Source organism: Pseudomonas mandelii, from assembly GCF_024138395.1.
GTDB lineage: Bacteria > Pseudomonadota > Gammaproteobacteria > Pseudomonadales > Pseudomonadaceae > Aquipseudomonas > Aquipseudomonas mandelii_E.
This window is the reverse complement of the sequence record NZ_JAMYDU010000010.1, coordinates 161,913-183,137: the sequence shown is the minus strand read 5'-3', so window position 1 is coordinate 183,137 and position 21,225 is coordinate 161,913. Positions and strand designations below refer to the sequence as shown.

The following is a 21,225-nucleotide window of genomic DNA, read 5'->3' as shown; positions in this document are numbered from 1 at the left end:
ATCGAGTATTCAGCAAGGGCTCTTCGGGTTCTGGACCGGCAAGCCGCGGGTATCTTTAACGAGCAGGTTCGGAGTGCGGTAATGAAGATTCGAGCTCGTATGAACATTCTCGATAAAGACTCGGATCGGCTTACGCCGCTTGCTTTTGTGCTATTTGGGCAGAGACCCGATCAACCAGGCTTCTGATGTGCTTGATTTGGCCTCTGGCGACCACCAGTTCTTGTTGCAGCTGTGCTTGTTTCAGATCGCCTTCCATGGGCATGGACATCGCCCCCACGAGCGTCTGGTCTTTGACAGTGGTGCTGTTCATGACCTCAAACGCGGCCTGCGCTGTTGTTTCTTCACCCATAAGGTGTTGTTCAAGCGCATCGAGGTTTGCCCTGATGATGTTCAAGTCGCCCTCGCCAAATGAACCCTGGAGTGCCTCTGTCAAATGAGCGGACTGACGTGCAATAGTCAGCGCCTGTTTTGCGTAGGGCACCTTGAGGTGTTTACCCACGGTTCGGGCGGTAGTTTCGATCACTGTCTTGGTCAGGCCTGCCGAGTTGTCCGGGTTGAAGCTTTGCGCCACGGTTTTCAAGCTGAAAGACTCGGCCGAGGCTTTGCTTTTCAGGCGATTGATCGAGAGTGCTGAGGGATCGGGTGTGATGGTGTAGCCCAGGGTAGTTTCTTCGCCCACTTTTTCCATGAATGTGTTGGCGGCATTGGCGGCAACAATGCCGCCGACAGCCGCTGCAACAGGCACCAGAACAGGTGCCGCCGGCCCGGTCACACTGGCAGCGCCGCCGGTGATCGTGGCACCGATTGCTCCTGCTTTGATGGTGATGGCGAATGTGACCAGGCTGAACAACAGTTTTTTACCCGCGGTTTTATAAATGTCACGGGTTCGGGTGAAGTTGTAGAGCTGGTAGTTGAGTTTTTTCAGTTCGCTGTTCGTCGCCGACAGGAAGTTCGAATGCTCGATGATTTTTTGCTTTGCCGCGCTCTCTTCCAGAGTGGTGCCCTGATCATCGAAGTAGCGCAGTGGATTGTTCCCTACAAACCCATACAGATTCAGCCCGTCCACATCACCCGCCGGGTCGGCACCGGACCAGCGCTGCAACCACGGCGCGTAGTATCGCGCACCGTAGTAATACAAACCGCTGACATCCATCTCCTTGCCCGAGTAGCGGATGAACTTGTAGCCCACCTCGATGGCTGACCGCGCAACCATCCACGCCGTGGCACCAAACGGGTAATAGCCTTCGTGGCTGATCAGTTGTGCATGCGGGTCCAGTTCCATCGCACAGGAGCCGAGGTGATCTTCGAGGCTGTAGCGCAGTTGATCCGCCGGGATATCTGCGGGTTTTTTCGCTATCCAGTGCAAGCAACGGGCATTGCCGACGCTGATGACGTGCAGTTCTTCGCCATTGTCTTTGGTGCGGATTTCAAGCCCTGGCAGGTAGCGCACTTGATGGAAATGTTCGGCGCCGGCGGTGAAGGTCTCGTGGCGTTTGAATACGCGTGCGCCTTGGCTGTAGCGGTAGTGCTCGGCGTCATCAGAACCGGTTTCGCGATGAACCAGGATCACGCTGGAGAGTTCATCGCGCACGTTCCAGTACATGTCCTGTCCCGGTTGCAGCGCCTGCAAGTTGCCGTGGCGGTCGAACAGAGTGTCGAACACCGGCTCCGGATCGCCCGGCTGCCAGCGCACGCCGCGGTTGCTCAGTGGATCGATGCGCATCTGTCGTGTGTGATTATTGCCGGCTCGCACATGGACCAATTTGGTCATGTTACCGCCGGAGTCGTACTCGTAGGTCTGAGTGTAGTTGAGGCGATTGTCAGGATTGCCCGGCTGCGGCAGGCCGGGAATATCCGACGGTGGCGCGTCGTCGTATCCGGTAGCACGGATCAGCCGGTACAACGAGTCATAGGCGAAGTCGCGGTGGCCGTCGACGAGCTGATTGGCAAAATAGGCTGGCTCAAAGGCGTGGTCTTCGATGCGGGTGATATTCCCGACCCCATCGTAGAAGTATTCGAAATCCTGCAGGACATCACCGCTGTCTTTGCGGCTGGATTGCTTGTGCAAGCGACCGTTGGCCGGGTCGTAGGTCCAGCGGCTGAGTACAAGATTGCCGGCTTGTTGCTCGATGATCTGGTCGGCGGCGTTGTACTGCGCATCGCGCAACACCGATTGCCACTCGGTGTGCCCCTTGACCAACAGTTGCACCTGCCGAAGTTGCCCGGCGAGGCCATAACGCGACCGTTGCTGATGGCCACCGGCGTCGGTCAGCTCCAGCAACGCGCCGAGCGGGCTGAACACACGATGGCTGCTGAACGCTTCGCCATCGTGAAAGGTGCGGGTTTCTTTCAGCGGCTCTCCAGCCAGGGCGAAGCTGTCCGTACGCAATGAGCCTGAACGGTCTTTCAGCTCGAGCAACTGGCCACGCAGATTGTGCCCGGCGTCGGCGGTGGCATCGGCATAGGTGAATGTATCGACGTCCGGTTCAGCGTTCTCCTCGACTGCTACCACCCGCAGCTGATCATCGAATGTCGTGCGCCAATGGTTGTCGCACTCGTCCCAATGCTCCAGCGCTTCGCCGGCCAGGCCCGGCAGGCTGATGCGCCAACCGGCGTCGACGCTGTCGGACTTCAGCACAGCAGCGCCCAGCCCATAGACTGTGGTGAGGTTCGGTTCGTCCAGGCGCGGATCCCACTGCGTCACCAGGCATCCGGCAATGTCATGGCGCTGACGGCTGATCAGCGCGCTGGCCGGCTCATCGGCGAAGGTGCGCAAATAAGCGACCTGACGAATCGGCAGACCACGGCCATCAATCACCGACAGCGCCGGCGTGCGCCAATCAATTGCCATACTGTTTGTCACGGGTAAACCAGTTATAAAACCGGGAATGTTTTTTCTGAACCGGGTGCTCTTGTTGTCTCAGGAATCGGTTATCCGTAGTGTTCATTTCCTTGTAGGCGGCAATACCTCTGAGCCCAACGCGGATCTCTGCCTGAGCGGCCAAAGTTTGCGCACGCAAAGTGTCCAGGCTAATGGCTGTACCACCCGCTACCGATGGTTCGAGGACGTTGGTGCCCAACTCTTTGAACGCTTCTTCGTAAATAGCAGAATGTTGCTGCACTGCTTGTTGCCATTCGGTGTACATCATCTCTATCTTGCCGACCTTAACGGGATCAAGGCCGTTGATGATGTCTTCGACTTCGATTGCACGGGCAAACATATTGAGAGTGCCGGGAATGATCGATAGCCATGAACTAATGACCCTGTTCATCATGAATTCAGGGTTAAGCACTTTGTCGAGAAGTGGATTCAAACGAAATTCTTTGTCGGAGGTGATGCCCAGTTCACTGTTGATCTTTGCAACCGACATTGTCGAGGTTTGCGGTATCAGTGGGCCTATCGTCACACCGAGGCTATCCGCGACCGTGTTGATCAGCGGGTCGACCATTGCACCGGTTACATCGCCAGCTATGTTGCCACCAATCAGGCCCCCGGCTGTCAGGTAAGGTATACCGGGAATACTAGGTAAAATCCGATCGACCATACCGCCTGCGATCACTCCGGCCTCATAGCCTATGGGGCCCTTGATGGTCTCAACGACCAGATTAGCGGCCAGGTTTCTTTTCAGATGTTTCTTGTTAATGACGTTGTGCATGATCAGGTTGGTCTGCTCGGCAAATTCACCAACTTTGGAAATGAATGCAGATGAAAGCATGATGGCCGCTTCCAATTCACTTTCACCCGACGCGTCCACATAGCGCAATGGGTTGTTACCTACAAACCCATACAGATTCAGCCCATCCACATCCCCCGCCGGATCCGCACTGATCCAACGCTGCAACCACGGCGCGTAATACCTGGCGCCGTAGTAATACAACCCGCTGACATCCATTTCCTTGCCCGAATAGCGGATGAACTTGTAACTCACCTCGATGGCCGAGCGCGCAACCATCCACGCCGTGGCGCCAAACGGGTAATAACCTTCGTGGCTGATCAGTTGTGCTTGTTGATCGAGTTCCGTCACACAGGAACCGAGGTGATCTTCGAGGCTGTAGCGCAATTGATCGGATGCGATGCCGTCTGGTTTTTTTTGTTCCCAGTGCAGGCAACGCGCGTTACCCACGCTGATGACATGCAGTTCTTCGCCGTTGTCTTTGGTGTGGATCTCCAGGCCCGGCAGATAGCGCACTTCATGGAAATGGCTGATTTTGGTGGTGTGGGTCTCATGGCGTTTGTAGACCCGTGCGCCCTGGCTGTAGCGAGACTGTTCGATGTCATGCGGCCCGCTGGCGTGTTCGGCCAGCGTTACAGATTCCAGTTGATTCTGGTCGTTCCACCGTATTGGCTGGCCGGGTTGCAGGGCCAGGAGATTGCCGGCGCGGTCGAACAGTGCGGGGAAGTCCGGATCCGGATCGGCCGGTTTCCAGCGCACGCCACGATTGCTGTCGGGGGCGATAACCATCTGGCGGGTTTGAGTGGCACCATCGCGCACGTGGCTGAGCTGGATCAGATTGCTGCCGCGGTCATATTGGTAAGTCTGGGTATAGTTGCGCCGGTCCTTGGGATCAGTCGGCTGCGGTCGGCCCGGGTTGTCCTTGGGTGGGGCATCGTCGTAACCGATGGCGCGGATCAGTCGTTCAAGCGAGTCGTAGACAAACGTTCGCCTGCCATCCACCCGTTGGTTGGCGAAGTGGGTGGGCGTGTAGGTGTGATCGAGAAGGCAGGTGATATTGCCCATCCGGTCGTGTTCATATTCGAAATCCTGAAGCGCCGGTCCCGAAGCCTTTTGCGCTGATTGCCGATGCAGGCGCCCGTCGGCCGGATGGTAATGCCAGTGGCTGGTCACGCCATTGCCGGTCAGCTTCTCGATGATCTGTCCGGCGGCGTTGTACTGCGCATCCCGCAGCACCGGTTGCCAGTCGGGCTGCCCGTTGAGCTTGAGCTGCACCTGTATGAGTTGCCCGGCGATGTCGTAAGTCGATCGCTGCTGGTGGCCGCCGGCATTGGTGTGTTCCAGCACCCTGCCGAGAGGACTGAAGACCTGGTGGCTGGTGAAGGCTTTGCCATCGTGAAAGGTGCGGGTTTCGCCTAGCGAAGGGCCAGGCAAGGCGTAACTGAGGAAATTGACCCGGCCTGACGAATCTTCCCGTTCGGTCATCTGCCCGCGCAGGTTGTGTCCGGGATCGGCTCCGGCATTGGCGTAGCCGAAGGTCTCGATGTCCGGCACCGCGTTCACTTCGATGGCCACCACGCGCATCTGATTGTCGTAGTTCATGCGCCGATGATTGTTGCGTGGGTCCCAGGTCTGCACGGATTTCCCGGCCAGCCCCGGCAAGCTGATTCCGGTCCCGGCATCGACGTTGTGAAGTTTGAGGGTGTGGCCTTCCAGACTGTAAACGGTGACGGAGTTGGACGTGGACAGGCGTGGATCCTGTTGTGCCACCAGCCGTCCGGCAAGGTCATAGTGCTGGCGTGTGATGAGCGCCTCCACCTCGCCGCCGGCCACCGTGCGCAGATAGTTCACCTGCCTGATGGTCGAGCCACGGGGCCCATTGACGGCCATGGAAGGTGTACGAAAGTGCACACTGGCGCTCATGACTTGGCCTTCTTCGCAGGTTTCGCAGGCTTGGCCGATAGCGTGTCGTCAGTGTCGTTGAAGTCGTAGCTGAGCTTGAACCAGGGATGCAGAACGTCGAATGCCAAATGGCCCATGGCATTGATCGTCTGGATTGGCCGGCCGAGTGCGTCATAAAAAATCCGGTCATGAAAGCCATGCGTGCGCATCGAGCTGTCGTTAATGTAGCGATAGGTATCGAGGAAGTAGGGACGGTAGGCCCGAATGGTCTCGCCTTTATGGTTGTACTCGACGCGTGCGCTGACACGCCAGCGCCAATCGGCCAGTGCCTCTCGAGGTTGGCCGCGGTCTAGCGCAAGTTTGCCTTCGGGGGTGGCCACGTAGGCCAGGCCCGGTTCGACCAGTTGTTTGGTTTGCAACTCGCGGCCGAAGCCATCAATGAAGCTGATCACCAGATGGATCAATTGCAGCAGATCTTCAGGGTAACGGTCGGCTGTCAGAACGACGCTGTGCACCGGTTGTCGGGGCCCGGTCCGGGCGTATTTGAGCAGGGTCTGTTCACTGCGAGTAAGCTTTTTTTGCCGGCTCAGCCAGCGCAGGGCCGTGGCCCGGATGCGGCCGTTGCGCAGCATCAGGCCTTGGGTGATCCATTCTTCTCTCTTGACGGACAGCGCTTCGGAAACCGGGAGTTCGGGCATCCAGCTATCCAGTTCAACGCGCATCGCACTGGCGGCAGAGGCTATCACCTCCTGCGGGTGTTCGATGGCGTATCCAGGAGACTCATCTGCCGGCACCGTATGTTCGTCAAGTGGGCAAAAACCCGCAGCCTTGCCTTCTTCAGTGCCATGAAAACTGCTCACCAGCGGTTGCCCGCCCCGACCATAGGACACCTCCTGAATGTTTTCGTTGGGGTCTGTGATGCGCTCCGGCAAAAGGAAGTGGTAGTCGTAATCCACTGTGGTCTTGCACCCGTCTGGTAACGTGATGGCAATGGTCAGCAGGTGATAGGGATCCCGGGTAATTTCCGTCACGCCATGGCTGGCGGTCTGCTGCACGGCGGTGACGTGGTAAAAGCCGCTGGCATCGGCGTAGGTGAAAAAGCTACTCAAGGCTGACCACAGGTTTTCCAGCAGGTCTTCACTCGGGTCCTCAGGAAAAAACCGGGGCATGGGTGCGTAGCCGATTTTTTTCAGTTCGGCACGAATATCGGGCGAAACATCGTCGTAGGCCGCCAGTGCTTTTTTGTCGAATACGGCCTGTTCCGTCGGCCCCGCCAGCGGCGGATACAAGATCCTGCCATCGCCGTCCTTCAGATAACGTTGCTCTGAGAGCGATGTCAATTCACGCAAGGTTGTCCATTCGGGGCTCGCTTGATGCTTGACGACATTCTCGAAGCTCACCTGATCCTCGCTCAGGCCCTGAGGTAGCGTGCCCTTGCGCAACATCAGCGCATTGCTGCGCTGGCGCGAGGGCAACCCCAATAACCAGCAGGACGCATCGGTCAGGTGAATGAAATCTGCGCGGGCCTCTGTCAGGTAAAACACTGTTTGTTGCTCATCGAAGCTATCGGTCCAGGCTCTGCATTGATCCTCTTCCTCGAATGGTGGTTCGTCGGTATCAGTGCGGCGTCGTGCATAGTCAACGGTGAAACTGTGGACGAGCTGGCCGAACCGATCCCATTCCAGGTTGACCACATGCTGACAGCGCGGGTCATCCATGAAACGTTCGTATTGATAGCGGCGGGTTTCCTGATCCATCACCATCAGGCTTACTGGCTTGCTCGCGGTTTGTCGAACCCGGTAGCGATGATCGGTTTGGGAAAACAGTCGCGCAGGCTCGGGGTCGTCAGCCTGGGAGACTTCGGTGCGCAGCAACTGGCCGCTGAGGGCGTAGGCGATTTCGCGTTTGTCGACGGGGAAGGGCTTGCGGATCAGGTCGGTGCGCTTGATCTCGTTGAAGCGTGAGAACAGCGTGAGGCCCAATGACTTGGCCGCGCCGTCGATCTGGCAAGTATCCTTGAGTTCGAGGTCGACGTCCCGGCCGGTATGAAACCAGCTTTTGACCCGCATCGGCGCCGTATGGCCGCTTTCGCCCTTGCCCGGTTCCGACTCACTGTCGGTTTGATACACCCGCCCGAAGCCGCGAAACTCTCGCTCTGTCCCGTTGTAGTAGCCTTCGAAATATTTGAGCAGCTGCATCAGAGAATTGCCGGTGATCTCATCGTCCTGTCGCAACCAGCCAAGTACCTGCTGAGGGAACGGCAGGTAGCAGACCGGTTGTTCCCCGGCGGCGAGCGCCTCTTGCTTTTCATCCAGCCAGCATTGCGCGCTGCTGACATAACCCAGCGTGGCGCTGTAACCCATGTTGTTGTTGCAGCCGTTGAGCAAATACGGGCGTTCGCTGACGAAGTGATACACCCAGTGCTGCGGCTTCATGTGCGGCACCGTCAACAACAGGCTGGCGCAGCCCAGGCCTTGCAGGTCGGCGAAAGTCACCTGGCAGAGGTTGTCGTAGCGCACGTCTTTGGGCCACGCAACCTTCACTGGCTCTTGTGCCAGGCCATTGCCGCCGTAGTTGTAGTAGATATCGAAGTAATCGGAGCACAGATAAATCAGGGCGGGCGCGCCGGAACCGTCCAGGTCGGCGATGCGCACCTGGTCGGGGTTGAAGTCCTGGTAGGTGAAGGGCAGGGCGCTGATCACATTGCCTTTGCCGAATTTGCCATGGCCAAGATTGGGCCAGCATTCGATTTTGTCGTGGCGGATCCGGCACAGCCCGGTGAGATCGCTGGCGTGCATATTGCCGAAAAACACTAGTTCGGAGCGGGCGCTGCTGAACAGTGGCAGCAAGCCGTCCGGTTCATGGGGCACATCCTTCGGCGACGCGAAGCCTTTTTCTCGCAGGTTGGCGTACACCCGCACGCTTGTCGGGCCGATAAGCGCCACGGAATCCAGACCGTCGCCGCTCAAGTCACCCAGCTGGGACAACTGATGGAAAAACTCCACGGGAAACTGGCTGAATGGCTTGAACAGCGACCAGGTGCCATCCGGATTGAGCGTGTAGTAACCGCTGCCGCCCGGCTGCGCGACGACCCAGTCCAGACGCCCGTCGCCGGTGAGGTCGGTCAGGATTTGCACCACCGGTTTGCTGCTGTCGGCAGTCGGGATCAGGGGCAGCAAGGTCCAGGGACCGTAGACGATTTCGTGCGTGCCGGGTTCGCCCCGCAAGGGTTCCCGGTAATACCAGGCGTTGTCGTACTGGCACAGGAACCCGGGCACGCCTTCGCCGTAGAGGTCGACGCATTGATAGGGCCGGCCGTCGTTGAGGCCGGGCATGTGATCGAGCTGCAACAAGGGTTGGGGCAGGGTATTGAGCACGAAATCCGAATAGAAGTATTCCAGCGGCGGTGAGTGTTTGACCCTGCCTTTGGCGTCGTAACTCATGTAGTGCGCCGCTTTCAGCTGGTTGTAGCGCAGCGCCGTGGGCTTGAACTCCAACAACAGGCGATTGACCAGCACCTTCTCGGGGCCGATGTTGTTGTACATCAGAAACTGCTGGCACAGGCGCCGGGTGCCCACCTCGAAGCCGTAGCGATGCGTGTGCAAAGGGTCGGTACGCAGCGGCCAGGCTTTTTCATCCGCAGCGTCAAATGGCGGTGCCACGGCCGGGTCGGTGCTGCGCTCGCCGTAGTCCACCACCATCCGGAAATACCAACGCAAGTCCTGCGGTGCCTCATGCGTCAGACACAGCAACTCGGCACTGGCGGTCTCGTTGCCATAACAGATCTGACGCAGGTAGCGCTGAGCCCGATAGTCAAAACGCTCGTCAGGTTCTTTATCGTCGGACTTGTACTCGAAGAAGATGTGTTCACCGACGGCATTCATGATTTCCACCAGCAACCACACGGCGATGCGGTTCGGGGCGGCAGGGTCGAATAGGCAGGAGGCCATGCTGTTGCCGTAGCAATATTGGGTGCCGTCAGCGCCGTAGACCACCCAGAATCCGGGATTGCCATCGTCCCGTGTCCAGAACTCGTATCGGGTGAATGTACTTTCCAGGCGAGGGATGTAGCGCACCACTGAATACGTTTCGGCACGCTGACCTTTACCGCGCGTACGCCGGCTCGTCTTGATTTTACCGCGTGTGGTCAGCTCGGGCTGCAGCTCGGTGCCGTTGGCTTGCATGACATCGGCTGGCTCGTATTTCGGCACGCCTTTGCTGGTCTTTCGGGAAATGGCGGACAGAGGCAGATCCCAGCCGAGGCCGCATTTGCCATTGCCCGAGTTGCTGTCATAAGACACCTGCAGCCCAGGGTGAAGCTGGCGGCCCGACAGGAATGGCAGTGGCAGTATGTAAGGCTTTTGACCGGTCGCGCCGATTTCCCCCCAACTGCGGCCATTGGTGGCAATGGACGCCGTCTTGGGTATGGAGGGTGTGGTAACGAGCGCATCTGCATCATTGGCCATGGCAAGCGAACCTGTTAACCGGGGCAGGGAAGCATGGGATACCGGTGAGATTCCACGCTAACAGAGCTCGTACGGGGCGTAACCTGTCAAATCTGATAGGTAGCTGGCGCGCGCCACCTTATGACAGGCGAAAAAAAGGCCGGGCGATCATTGCTGACCGCCCGGCCTTTCTATCGAGGGGCGAAGCGCTTACTGCACTTCCACCGCCAGGCTTTCACTGATCTTTTTCTGCCAGATCGCAGGACCGGTGATGTGTACCGATTCGCCCTTGCTGTCGACCGCAACGGTCACAGGCATGTCTTTGACGTCGAACTCGTAGATCGCTTCCATGCCCAGTTCGGCGAAAGCTACCACGCGGGATTTCTTGATGGCTTGCGCCACCAAGTAAGCCGCGCCGCCGACCGCCATCAAGTAAACGGCTTTGTGATCCTTGATCGCTTCGATCGCGGTCGGGCCGCGCTCGGATTTGCCGATCATGCCCAACAGGCCGGTTTGCTCGAGGATCTGACGGGTGAACTTGTCCATCCGCGTGGCGGTGGTAGGACCGGCAGGGCCGACCACTTCGTCACCGACCGGATCGACCGGGCCGACGTAGTAGATGAAGCGACCTTTCAGATCCACCGGCAGGGTTTCACCCTTGTTCAGCATCTCGACCATGCGCTTGTGCGCCGCGTCGCGACCGGTGAGCATTTTGCCGTTGAGCAGGACGGTTTCGCCCGGCTTCCAGCTCTGCACTTCTTCAGGTGTCAGGGTATCGAGATTGACGCGACGGGCCGACGGACCTGCTTCCCAGACGATTTCCGGGTAGGCGTCCAGCGGTGGCGCTTCCAGCGAGGCCGGGCCGGAACCGTCGAGCACGAAGTGCGCGTGACGGGTGGCGGCGCAGTTGGGGATCATGCACACCGGCAACGAAGCGGCGTGGGTCGGGTAATCCATGATCTTCACGTCGAGCACGGTGGTCAGGCCACCCAGGCCCTGGGCGCCGATGCCCAGTTGGTTGACCTTCTCGAACAGCTCCAGACGCATCTCTTCGATACGGTTGGACGGGCCGCGCTTCTTCAGCTCGTGAATGTCGATGGACTCCATTAACACTTCCTTGGCCATGACGGCGGCTTTCTCGGCGGTGCCGCCGATGCCGATGCCGAGCATGCCAGGTGGGCACCAGCCGGCGCCCATGGTCGGAACGGTTTTCAAAACCCAGTCGACGATTGAGTCGGATGGGTTGAGCATGGCCATTTTCGACTTGTTCTCGGAACCGCCGCCCTTGGCCGCCACGTCCACTTCCACGGTGTTACCCGGAACGATGGAGTAGTGAATAACGGCCGGGGTGTTGTCCTTGGTGTTTTTACGAGCGCCCGCCGGGTCGGCGAGGATCGAGGCACGCAGGACGTTTTCCGGCAGGTTGTAAGCCCGGCGCACGCCTTCGTTGATCATGTCGTCCAGGCCCATGGTGGCGCCATCCCAACGCACGTCCATGCCCACGCGCACGAACACGGTAACGATACCGGTGTCCTGGCAGATCGGGCGGTGGCCGGTGGCGCACATGCGCGAGTTGATCAGGATCTGCGCCATGGAATCGCGGGCTGCCGGCGATTCTTCACGCAGGTAGGCCTCGTGCATCGCCTGGATGAAATCCACGGGGTGGTAATAGGAAATGAATTGCAGGGCGTCGGCAACGCTCTGAATCAGGTCGTCTTGCTTGATCACGGTCATGAGTCGCGCTCCTCTAAAAGACGGGAACATTCAATAAGGTGCTTGCAGCTTGGGTGCATCGGTCGGTTGCAAGCACCTTTCAAGGCACGCCGGGCATGCTGGCGCGACGCTAAAAAGGCGCGGCAGTATAGCGCGCCTCGATGGCGGGCACATCCGTTGACAGTCAAACGTTGGTCGCATACATCGGTGGTTATGATCGCCAGTTATCGCACGACGCGAACCTGTAGCAGCTGCCGAAGGCTGCGTTCGGCTGCGAAGCAGTCGCAAAATCAGATTTTGCGGTATGTCAGGCAGACCGCGTCAGCCGGATTCACGACTGCTTCGCAGCCGAACGCAGCCTCGCAAGCTCGACAGCTGCTACAGCGAACGCAGGCTTCGCCAGCTGCTACAAGGAATGCAGCAAGGCTCGGCTCCTATGGAAATGGGTCATGGCTTTGACGCCAGTTTTTTGCCCAGAAAATTGAATGGTCATTTATCAGACTCGCCACTAAAGTGGCATCCGGCCTGTAGAGTAGGACACTCGATCAGCCTCCTTTTCCACGGTGAATCAACGATTGACCCATAACGCCATCCAGCGGCTTTTGCTCAAACGCTTTGCCCTCGCAGCTGGCACCTACGCCCTGGCTTTGCTGCTGCTGTGGCTGGCGTTTTTCACCGGTCACTATCAGGAATCCGTCAGCGGCATGGCGATTGGCAGCGCGTTGGTGGTGCTCAGTCAGGCGGTGTTGTTCGCAGTGTTCTCCAGCGGCTGCAACCTGCGGTTTTCCGACCCGAGCCTGACCGAAGCGCAAATACTTCTGGGGCTGGGTTGGCAAACCTGGCTGATCGCCCATCTGAACGAGGCGCGCGGCGCGTTTCTGGTGTTTTACCTGTTGATTCTGTTGTTCGGGTTATTTCATCTTTCGCGCACGGCTTTCGCCCGTTGCGCGTTTCTGGTGTTTTTCAGTTTCAGCGCCCTCACCTTGTGGGAGGGTTACCACTTTCAGCTGTCCGACCCGACGCTGGCGCTGTTGCAGGTGTGTGTGCTGTTTGTGGTGCTCGCGTGGCTGGTGCTCTACGCCCGTTACGTGCAGATGTCGCGCCAGCGTATGCGTCAGCGGCGGTTCGCCTTGCAGGCGCACCAAGACACCCTGCGGGGCATGATGCGCCAGCTCGAAGACCTGGTGGCGACCGACGAACTCACCGGGCTGTTCAATCGCCGGCATTTCCTGCGCCTGGCCTCCCGCGAGTTGAATGCCATGGAAGCCGACGTGGTGCATGGCCTGGCGTTGATCGACCTGGACCACTTCAAACGCATTAACGATGTTCACGGCCATGCCGCCGGCGATCAGGTGCTGCAAGCGTTTGCCGCAGTGGCCACCGCCTGCCTGCGCGATGGCGATGTTCTGGCCCGCTATGGCGGCGAAGAGTTCGTGGTGCTGTTGCCCGATTGCGATGCCGAGCGCCTGACGGCGTGTTGCGAGCGGTTGCGTATTGCCTTTATGGATGTCGAGTTGGTCGGCCTGGATGTGCGCAACCTCAGCCTGTCGGCGGGCATGACCCTGCTGCAATTGGGGGATGATCTGGACGACGCCTTGCACCGCGCCGATCAGGCGCTGTATCGCGCCAAGCGTGATGGCCGTAACCGTTGCGCGGCGGCTTGGGAGAATGTCGATGCCTGAGTTACGCGTCGGCGAACGTCAATGGACGGTGGCGGCGGGCAGCAATTTGCTCGATGCCTTGAATCAGAACGGCGTGTCGGTGCCCTACAGCTGTCGCGCCGGCAGTTGCCATGCGTGCCTGGTCAAATGTGTCGAGGGCTTGCCCAGCGACAGTCGTCCCGATGCCTTGAGCCATGAGCAGCGTCAGCAGGGTTGGCGGTTGGCCTGTCAGTGCCAGGTGGTCGACGATCTGCAAGTCGAAACCTTTGACCCGCTGCGTGATGGGCTTGCTGCGCAGGTAGTCGCCAGCGATTGGCTGAGCCCCAGTGTTTTGCGCTTACGCCTCACCAGTGAGCGACCGTTGCGCTATCAGGCGGGGCAGCATCTGGTGTTGTGGGCGGGTCAGATTGCGCGGCCGTATTCCCTGGCCAGTCTGCCGGAAGAAGACCGTTTTCTGGAGTTCCACCTCGATTGCCGTCAGCCGGGGCAATTCAGTGATGCGGCGCGTTGCTTGAAAATCGGCGATCCGATTCGCCTCGGCGAGTTGCGCGGCGGGGCGCTGCATTACGACCCGGACTGGCATACCCGACCGTTGTGGTTATTGGCGGCCGGCACCGGTCTGGGGCCGTTGTTCGGTATTTTGCGCGAAGCATTGCGCCAGGATCACCAAGGCGCCATCCGTGTCATTCACCTGGCCCATGACGCAGAGGAGCATTATCTGGCCAAACCCCTGCAAGCCATGGCCGACGGCCGTGAAAACCTGACAGTCGAGCTGTGGACGGCGGCCGAGTTGCCCGCGGCTTTGGCGCAACTGCGCCTTGTTTCGCGGCAAACCCTGGCCTTAGTCTGCGGAGCCCCCGACAGCGTCGACGCCTTTGCCCGGCGCCTGTACCTGGCGGGTTTGCCGCGCAATCAACTGCTGGCGGATGTCTTTCTACCCCGTGGTTGAGCGCTGATTTTGATCCTCTCAGGTCAGGACTCACCATGCCCGATACCATCCGATTTGAACGCGAGCGCGGCCTGCTGACCCTGCGCATCAATCGCCCCGAAAAGAAAAACGCCCTGACTCGCGCCATGTACAGCCACTTGGCCGAGGCCCTGAAGCAAGCCGATACCGACCCGGAAATCAATGCGGTGCTGATCACCGGTGGCGCTGAGTGTTTCACCGCCGGCAACGACATCTTTGATTTCCTCCAGCAACCCCCGAGCAACCTTGACAGCCCGGTGTTCCACTTCATGCTCAATTTACTGGAGTGCCGTAAACCGGTGATCGCCGCCGTGGCCGGTGCGGCGGTGGGGATTGGCACGACGATGCTGCTGCATTGCGATCTGGTTTACGTCAGCACCGACACCCGGTTGCGCATGCCGTTCGTCAACCTCGGGTTATGCCCGGAGTTCGGTTCCAGCCTGATCCTGCCGCGCTTGCTCGGGCAGGCCAAAGCGGCGCAGTTGTTGTTGCTCGGCGAAGCGTTCAGTGGTGAACAGGCAGCCGCGTGGGGGATAGCGACTGAAGCGTTGCGCAGTGGCGAAGCGGTGTTGGCCAAGGCGCGGGAGATAGCGTTGCGATTTGAATCACTGCCACCAGAGGCGGTGCGCATCAGCAAGCAATTGATGAAAGCGCCGGATCGGGAACAGTTGCGCAAGGTAATAGAAGAAGAGGGCGCATTGTTTACCCAGCGGCTGCGTTCGCCGGAAGCGATGGCGGCGTTGTCAGGGTTTCTCAACAGGCATTAAATTCGCGGTGGCCGGGCGGGCCTCTTCGCGGGCAAGCCTCGCTCCTACAGGTTTTGTGTTGAACGCTGATTTTGTGGACACCCGCAATCCCTGTAGGAGCGAGGCTTGCCCGCGAAGAGGCCCGCCCAGACCACACATCTCCAGGATCAAAAAACCAAAAAGCCCCGCCATTCACATGGCGGGGCTTTCCTTTTTCAGCAATCGATATCCGCAGACCATCGGATCGCCAGCAGGCGAAGGTAGTTAAAGAGGCAACCGCATAAGGCGGTGAACGGTTGCTTTTGATGGGCCCGTTGTCACTGGCTGGTGTTCAGAAAGCGCGCGATCAAGGCTGCGTAGCTAAAGCCGCCCCAGTCGCCTACCACCAGTATATTTCCATCCTTTTGCAGGCCCATGTTTTGAGCGACGGTGTAATGATTTTCGAATTTAGTAGAACTCCAACCCTTGCCGCGCCCAAATTCGAGATCCAGTTTGCCGTCAAGCTGATAGCGAGCTACTACGATTGAAGGTTGACCGCTTGCCGTTGACATCCTCCCGGACACGATAATTTTTCCGCCAGTTATCCCGACACTCATAAATAAGACATTATTTTCGTTTTCAAAGGATTGAAACAGTACGTTGCCATTATTGAACGATGGATCGAGTTCGCCGTTATCTGCGAGTCCGACCAGCACGCCCTGACGCGGGGTTAATCCCCAACCTGCGATAACAACCTTTGATTCGGAGTAGTGACTGAGCTTCTCAAAAGATACTTCGGTGTTATCGATCAGTTTGAACCCACTTTCACCGAAGCGAGTATCGAAAGATCCGTCGTCATTAATACGAGCCACCATGCCTTTGTTTGCCAGCGTTCCGCACACGGTGATTTTCCCGTTATGCACCAGCACATCCTTGATAGAGCTATTTCCCCAATATTGATTGGTCACGGCGACATAACCGACCTTGTTGAAGTCTGTGTCAAACGATCCATCAGTGTTAAGCCGGATCAACAGCGCGACGTTGGCGATCCAGGTGGGCATGTACATTTCCATGACAACATGAATTTTCCCATTCGATACCGTGCAAGGCCCTGAGGCATTGACGCCGACTGTCGTCGACGGTTTAAAACCCAGTCCGAGATTTTTAGCGAGGCTTTGCGGCGGTTTGACAGTCAACAGGCCTTTAATGCCGAAATTCTCATCTACACGCCCGTTGGCATAAAGACGAGCTAACACGACTTCTCCTTTTTTAGTATCGATACCGGATAGAAGAATTCTTTGTTCCCCTCCGACCATCAGAAAAAGGATCTGTCGCAAGTGGGTGTCTTGCATGGGGCTAAAAGGTAAGACTACATACCCCCCTTCGCCGAATTCTGTATCGGGTGTGCCATCCTTGTGCAGGCAGGCGATACCTAGCTTGTGAATGACGTCATCAGTTTCGGCGTCAACGCCTCCGCCAACGTAGATTTTGCCGTCGGGACCTTCTTCAATACATTCACCAGTAGTATCTCTGGCACCAGGGAAGCGCATGACCAACTGGCCATTGCCATTGAATGTCGAGTCGAGATCACCGGCGGCACGAGAGGTCATTGCTGTAGAAGGACTCATCGTTTTATTCCTTTAATCGATGTGGATACCCGTCGAGTGCTGCCAAATGACGGGACCGCAACAGCCAAGCGAGCGATAGTAGCGGTGGACAAGATCGATTAAAGGGGAGGATCGGAGAGACGTCTACTGTCACATCTGACAGGTGATAAATGTTTAAAAGGCGTATTCATCTGTTTTTTGAACCAAAAAGCCCCGCCTTCACATGGCGGGGCTTTGGTTTTTTCAGCAACCGGTCACTCAAACCCACGCTAACCCTGAGGGAGAGGGCTTGCATCAAAATGCAATTACTCGATCAGTCCACGGGCAACGCAAGGGACAGGCCGCCCTGCCACGATGACGCGGCCGAGAAATGTGGCCTTGCCCTCCGTGAATGCAACCGCACTTCTGAACGCTTGTTCAATGGCAAACATCCGCCAACCCTTGCCGTTCGCGTATGACTTGTCGAGGGTGCCGTCATCGATGAACCTAGCAACAACATAGTTGGCAGCATCACTGGATAGTTTCCCGAAAACCAGAATGTTTCCATTGCTCAGGATAGAAGCGGACTGCCAGACGGTTTGATACCCGTCCAGTTTAGTCAGCAACGACTTGCCGCGGTTGAACTGGATATTTTGGCTACCGTCGGCTTCTCGGCTGACTAGCAGACCAGACACGTTTCCTCCTCCCGTATATCCAACGGCCAAAAGGCGCCTGTTCGTTTGTTCGATAATTTTCTCGATACTCAAATCAATGATGTTTTGTTCTGGAGTTACCAACAGATAACCATTGTCGGCGAATGAAGCGTCGATCTTCCCCGCGTGGGTTAATTGAGTCAGCAATGCTGAGGCGGAATAGCCATCGTCATTGTAGACTGTGCCCGCCAGTACATAAGTACCGTCCTGTTTGGCCAATAGATCGTTCAACAACGTGTGGGCAAAATTCGGATGAGAAATATGAACGATCCCTTGCTGGTTAAAACTCGTATCCAAGACACCGTCTGCCGAAAGTCGAATGACCGCGGTAGTCGTTTTCTCGAAGCCCCAACCGACTGATTCATGCAAAAGAATCCTGCCGTCTGGCAACACAGTCGAGGGGTGGTTTTCACCCTGAGATTTCGCAGCCAAGCTGGAAGGTTCGCGTGAAATCTGCAAATGGTTGCTTTCGTCCTTGAGGTCAATAATAGCTTTGCCCTGTTGACCAAATTTCAGATCCAGGCTGCCGTCGGAATTCAGACGTACAAGTGCTTTGGATTTTTTCAGGCTGCCGTCAAAAAAAATGCCGATCAGGAGCAACTTTCCATCGTCCAGTTCCACTATTTCATGGGCATGCGAATGTGTGATTCCTCCATCATCACGATCAAAACGGCCGGTGACATAACCGTCCTTGCCAAACGCAGTGTCGACTTTGCCTTGAGTATCCAGTTTTACGCAGCAATAGTCAGAACGGGCCGTCGAGCGAAGGACATCTCCGGAAATAAAAGTATTCCCCAAGGTGTCGACGAGTAACCCCCTCTGCGTGAACTCCTGATCGAGGGGGTCAGGCGTTTTCAGAAAGACCTTGCCCGCCTCGCCGAAATCCGGATCCAGTTTGCCTCGTGAGACAGTCGTCAGTGTCTGTTGCAGATTCATTGTTTGCATCCTCCCTGAGCACGGGGTGTGTCCAGTTTTTGGTGAGTGGGTAGCGCATCTCCACGTTACTCAGGAAAAAATCAATGGACTACTGACAGAGCTGACAGTCGAATCAACCCAATTGGCATAAAAAAGCCCCACTGTAATAACAGCGGGGCTTGGTTTTTCAGCAATCGATTACTCAGACCTGCGGGTCACCCACGTGCAGGATTTTCATGCCGTTGGTGCCGCCGGTGGTGTGGTAGCTGTCGCCCTTGGTCAGGATGACCCAGTCGCCTTTTTCCACAACGCCGCGCTTGACCAGCTCGTCGATGGCCTTCTGGCTGACTTCGTGCGGTTCCAGCGAAGCCGGTTCGAACGGTACGGTATATACGCCACGGAACATCGCTGCGCGCGCTTGAGTCTCGCGGTGCGGCGAGAAGGCGTAGATCGGCACCGAAGAGCGGATGCGCGACATGATCAGCGGGGTGTAGCCACTTTCGGTCAGGGCGATGATCGCTTTAACGCCCGGGAAGTGGTTGGCGGTGTACATGGTCGCCAGCGCGATGCTTTCGTCGCAGCGGGTGAATTCCTTGCCGATGCGGTGGCTGGACGTCTTGCCGGTCGGGTGCTTTTCAGCGCCGACGCAGATGCGCGCCATGGCTTGCACGGCTTCCAGCGGATACAGGCCCGCAGCGGATTCAGCCGAGAGCATCACGGCGTCGGTGTAGTCGAGCACGGCGTTGGCTACGTCGGACACTTCGGCGCGGGTTGGCATCGGGTTCTGGATCATCGACTCCATCATCTGGGTCGCGACGATCACAGCTTTGTTGTGGCGGCGTGCGTGCAGAATGATTTTCTTCTGGATGCCTACCAGCTCGGCGTCGCCGATTTCCACACCCAAGTCACCACGAGCCACCATCACCGCGTCGGAGGCTTTGATCAGGCCGTCGAGGGTTTCGTCGTCGGCCACGGCTTCGGCGCGTTCGATCTTCGCCACCAGCCAGGCAGTACCGCCGGCTTCGTCGCGCAGTTGGCGGGCATATTCCATGTCGGCGGCGTCACGCGGGAAGGATACCGCGAGGTAGTCGACTTCCATTTCGGCAGCGAGCTTGATATCGGCCTTGTCTTTCTCGGTCAGGGCCGGTGCGGTCAGACCGCCACCGCGACGGTTGATGCCTTTGTGGTCCGACAGTGGGCCGCCGATGGTCACGGTGCAATGCAATTCGGTGGCGGTGGCGGTATCGACGCGCATGACCACGCGACCGTCGTCGAGCAGCAGCTCGTCGCCCACGCCACAGTCTTTCACCAGGTCCGGGTAGTCGATGCCGACTACTTGCTGGTTGCCTTCGGTCAACGGATGGCTGGTGGAGAAGGTGAATTGATCACCGATCTTCAGCTCGATCTTCTTGTTGGCGAATTTGGCGATACGAATTTTCGGGCCTTGCAAGTCACCCAGCAGGGCGACGAAGCGGCCGTGCTTGGCAGCGAGGTCACGCACCAGCTTCGCGCGAGCCTTGTGCTCGTCGGGGGTGCCATGGGAGAAGTTCAGGCGGGCGACGTCCAGGCCAGCCAGAATCAACTGTTCGAGAACTTCCGGCGAGTTACTGGCCGGGCCAAGGGTAGCGACGATTTTGGTACGACGGACGGACATGCAAAGACTCCTGAGTTCAAGCGCTAGCAGAGGCTACTATGGTCTTTGGGTGTAGTCATTGTTCGTTTGCACTACTTATTGCTTTCTTTATTGAACCCCGACAACTTTGCAGCAAGCCAGCCTGAAGATTTCCGCCAACGGGTCGATACAGAGCTCAAGACAGGAGATCCCCCATGCGATTCGTGCTCATTGCCGTCCTTGCCCTCAGTGTTGTGGGCTGCACCCGTTGGTCGATGAACCATCATTTGAATAATGCCTACAGCGCCTATGACCGTGGTAATTGCGAGCAGGTGATGCTTGAGTTGTCCAAGGTCGAGCGCGCAAGCCAGGCGCGGCCTTATGTGTGGCCGGAAGTGTCGATGATGCGCGCCCAGTGTCTTGAGCGGCAGAAAATGTTTATCGATGCGGCGCAGACTTACCAGTTCATCATCGCCTCATACCCGCAAAGCGAATACGCCTACCGCGCCCGTGCCCGTCTGGAAACCTTGCAGAGCCTGGGGCATTACCCGACCCGCAGCGCGGCGGCCGTGCGCCCGACCCGGTTCTGATTGAAGCGGCTGGCTGACCGGCGGCGGTGAGCTATAGTCGAATAAATCGACTTAGAGCCTTGCTTCTAATCGAGGTAACACCTGTGATCGGCAGCAGTAAGCGACAGCGGATGAATGGACTGTCGCACCAGGATCGGGGAGAGCGCGGCTTATGCCTATGAAGCAATAGGGCAGGCCCGTTCCGAAGCATTAGTGCGGCCCTGCTTAAGGGCCTTGCATAGCGAAATCAGCATGTTCACTGACCGCCGGATCGAGCGGCATCAACTGCCGTATTTTCTCAAAGTGTTCAACAGCGTCACCGACAAGCCCATTGGCTTTCTGGGCAATCTGTCCCAGGACGGGCTGATGTTGATCAGCCAGTTGCCGATGATGGTGGGCGCCGATTTTAATCTGCGCCTGAAAATCCCTATGGATAGCCATTGTCAGCAAGTGATCGACCTCAATGCCTGCTGCCTGTGGTGCCACGAAGACGCAACCCCCCATCACTATGACGCCGGCTTCAGCCTGCAACGGGCACCGCCGGAGTATGAGCAATTGATCGAGGCACTGAAGCAGTACTTCAGTTTTCAGCCGTTGCCTGCTTCGGCCTGAGGGGCTGCGGCGCTTTCACTATTGCTATCGCGAGCAGGCTCGCTCCCACAGTTTCGGCGGTGTTCACTTATTGTGTGTTCACCGAAGATCCCTGTGGGAGCGGGCTTGCCCGCGATGGCGTCAGACCAGAC

12 protein-coding genes are annotated in these 21,225 nt (G+C 57.8%); 5 read left to right on the top strand and 7 right to left on the bottom strand.

All coding sequences use genetic code 11. From position 1 onward, the window contains the following. Positions 1 to 130: 130 nt before the first annotated feature. From NHU87_RS17180 to NHU87_RS17165, 4 genes are all read right to left on the bottom strand, one after another. Positions 131 to 2,851 carry an RHS repeat-associated core domain-containing protein gene (locus NHU87_RS17180; RefSeq protein WP_253551004.1) on the bottom strand — a complete coding sequence of 907 codons (2,721 nt, stop codon included), beginning with the start codon at positions 2,849 to 2,851 and terminating at the stop codon, positions 131 to 133. After that, complete coding sequence (locus NHU87_RS17175) at positions 2,841 to 5,597, bottom strand: RHS repeat domain-containing protein (RefSeq protein ID WP_253551002.1); 2,757 nt, start codon at positions 5,595 to 5,597, stop codon at positions 2,841 to 2,843. The genes NHU87_RS17180 and NHU87_RS17175 overlap by 11 nt, the downstream gene beginning before the upstream one ends. Continuing rightward, positions 5,594 to 10,042, bottom strand: a complete 4,449-nt coding sequence (locus tag NHU87_RS17170; protein ID WP_253551000.1) for a SpvB/TcaC N-terminal domain-containing protein — start codon at positions 10,040 to 10,042, stop codon at positions 5,594 to 5,596. Before NHU87_RS17170 ends, NHU87_RS17175 begins: the two co-directional genes overlap by 4 nt. A 189-nt stretch (positions 10,043 to 10,231) precedes the next feature. Beyond that, positions 10,232 to 11,755 (bottom strand): fumarate hydratase, encoded by a 1,524-nt coding sequence (locus NHU87_RS17165; RefSeq protein WP_123719314.1) that lies wholly within the window; start codon positions 11,753 to 11,755, stop codon positions 10,232 to 10,234. A gap of 554 nt (positions 11,756 to 12,309) precedes the next feature. On the opposite strand from NHU87_RS17165, the gene NHU87_RS17160 reads away from it, so the two are divergent. From NHU87_RS17160 to NHU87_RS17150, 3 genes are read left to right on the top strand one after another with little or no spacing between them, the layout of a single operon-like run. Next, positions 12,310 to 13,416: a GGDEF domain-containing protein gene (locus NHU87_RS17160; RefSeq protein ID WP_253550998.1), complete on the top strand. Its 1,107-nt coding sequence runs from the start codon at positions 12,310 to 12,312 to the stop codon at positions 13,414 to 13,416. Next, the gene (locus NHU87_RS17155) at positions 13,409 to 14,344 is read left to right on the top strand and encodes an iron-sulfur-binding ferredoxin reductase (protein WP_253550997.1); all 936 of its coding nucleotides are present in this window, start codon (positions 13,409 to 13,411) and stop codon (positions 14,342 to 14,344) included. Before NHU87_RS17160 ends, NHU87_RS17155 begins: the two co-directional genes overlap by 8 nt. A gap of 35 nt (positions 14,345 to 14,379) precedes the next feature. Then, positions 14,380 to 15,129, top strand: a complete 750-nt coding sequence (locus NHU87_RS17150) for an enoyl-CoA hydratase-related protein (RefSeq protein ID WP_253550995.1) — start codon at positions 14,380 to 14,382, stop codon at positions 15,127 to 15,129. Between the two features lie 296 nt (positions 15,130 to 15,425). Here NHU87_RS17150 and NHU87_RS17145 read toward each other — a convergent pair whose 3' ends face one another. From NHU87_RS17145 to pyk, 3 genes are all read right to left on the bottom strand, one after another. Continuing rightward, positions 15,426 to 16,715: a hypothetical protein gene (locus NHU87_RS17145; RefSeq protein WP_253550993.1), complete on the bottom strand. Its 1,290-nt coding sequence runs from the start codon at positions 16,713 to 16,715 to the stop codon at positions 15,426 to 15,428. A 284-nt stretch (positions 16,716 to 16,999) separates the two neighbouring features. Further along, positions 17,000 to 18,322, bottom strand: a complete 1,323-nt coding sequence (locus NHU87_RS17140; protein WP_253550991.1) for a delta-60 repeat domain-containing protein — start codon at positions 18,320 to 18,322, stop codon at positions 17,000 to 17,002. 181 nt (positions 18,323 to 18,503) lie between these two features. Further along, positions 18,504 to 19,955: a pyruvate kinase gene (gene pyk, locus NHU87_RS17135; RefSeq protein ID WP_253550989.1), complete on the bottom strand. Its 1,452-nt coding sequence runs from the start codon at positions 19,953 to 19,955 to the stop codon at positions 18,504 to 18,506. Positions 19,956 to 20,128: 173 nt separating this feature from the next. Between pyk and NHU87_RS17130 the strand changes: the two genes are divergently transcribed. Both NHU87_RS17130 and NHU87_RS17125 read left to right on the top strand, forming a co-directional pair. Continuing rightward, on the top strand, positions 20,129 to 20,503 hold the full coding sequence (locus tag NHU87_RS17130) for a tetratricopeptide repeat protein (protein WP_253550987.1): 375 nt from the start codon (positions 20,129 to 20,131) through the stop codon (positions 20,501 to 20,503). Positions 20,504 to 20,734: 231 nt separating this feature from the next. Then, a complete protein-coding gene (locus NHU87_RS17125; RefSeq protein ID WP_253550985.1) occupies positions 20,735 to 21,094 on the top strand; it encodes a PilZ domain-containing protein in 360 nt (119 codons plus the stop codon). The last annotated feature ends 131 nt before the right edge of the window (positions 21,095 to 21,225 follow it).

Excerpts from the sequence above, each read along its gene's own strand:
- NHU87_RS17140 (WP_253550991.1), bottom strand. The coding sequence starts at position 18,322 with ATGAATCTGCAACAGACACTGACGACTGTCTCACGAGGCAAACTGGAT.
- NHU87_RS17125 (WP_253550985.1), top strand. The coding sequence starts at position 20,735 with ATGTTCACTGACCGCCGGATCGAGCGGCATCAACTGCCGTATTTTCTC.
- NHU87_RS17180 (WP_253551004.1), bottom strand. The coding sequence starts at position 2,851 with ATGGCAATTGATTGGCGCACGCCGGCGCTGTCGGTGATTGATGGCCGT.
- pyk (WP_253550989.1), bottom strand. The coding sequence starts at position 19,955 with ATGTCCGTCCGTCGTACCAAAATCGTCGCTACCCTTGGCCCGGCCAGT.
- NHU87_RS17155 (WP_253550997.1), top strand. The coding sequence starts at position 13,409 with ATGCCTGAGTTACGCGTCGGCGAACGTCAATGGACGGTGGCGGCGGGC.
- NHU87_RS17170 (WP_253551000.1), bottom strand. The coding sequence starts at position 10,042 with ATGGCCAATGATGCAGATGCGCTCGTTACCACACCCTCCATACCCAAG.
- NHU87_RS17145 (WP_253550993.1), bottom strand. The coding sequence starts at position 16,715 with ATGAGTCCTTCTACAGCAATGACCTCTCGTGCCGCCGGTGATCTCGAC.
- NHU87_RS17130 (WP_253550987.1), top strand. The coding sequence starts at position 20,129 with ATGCGATTCGTGCTCATTGCCGTCCTTGCCCTCAGTGTTGTGGGCTGC.
- NHU87_RS17150 (WP_253550995.1), top strand. The coding sequence starts at position 14,380 with ATGCCCGATACCATCCGATTTGAACGCGAGCGCGGCCTGCTGACCCTG.
- NHU87_RS17165 (WP_123719314.1), bottom strand. The coding sequence starts at position 11,755 with ATGACCGTGATCAAGCAAGACGACCTGATTCAGAGCGTTGCCGACGCC.
- NHU87_RS17175 (WP_253551002.1), bottom strand. The coding sequence starts at position 5,597 with ATGAGCGCCAGTGTGCACTTTCGTACACCTTCCATGGCCGTCAATGGG.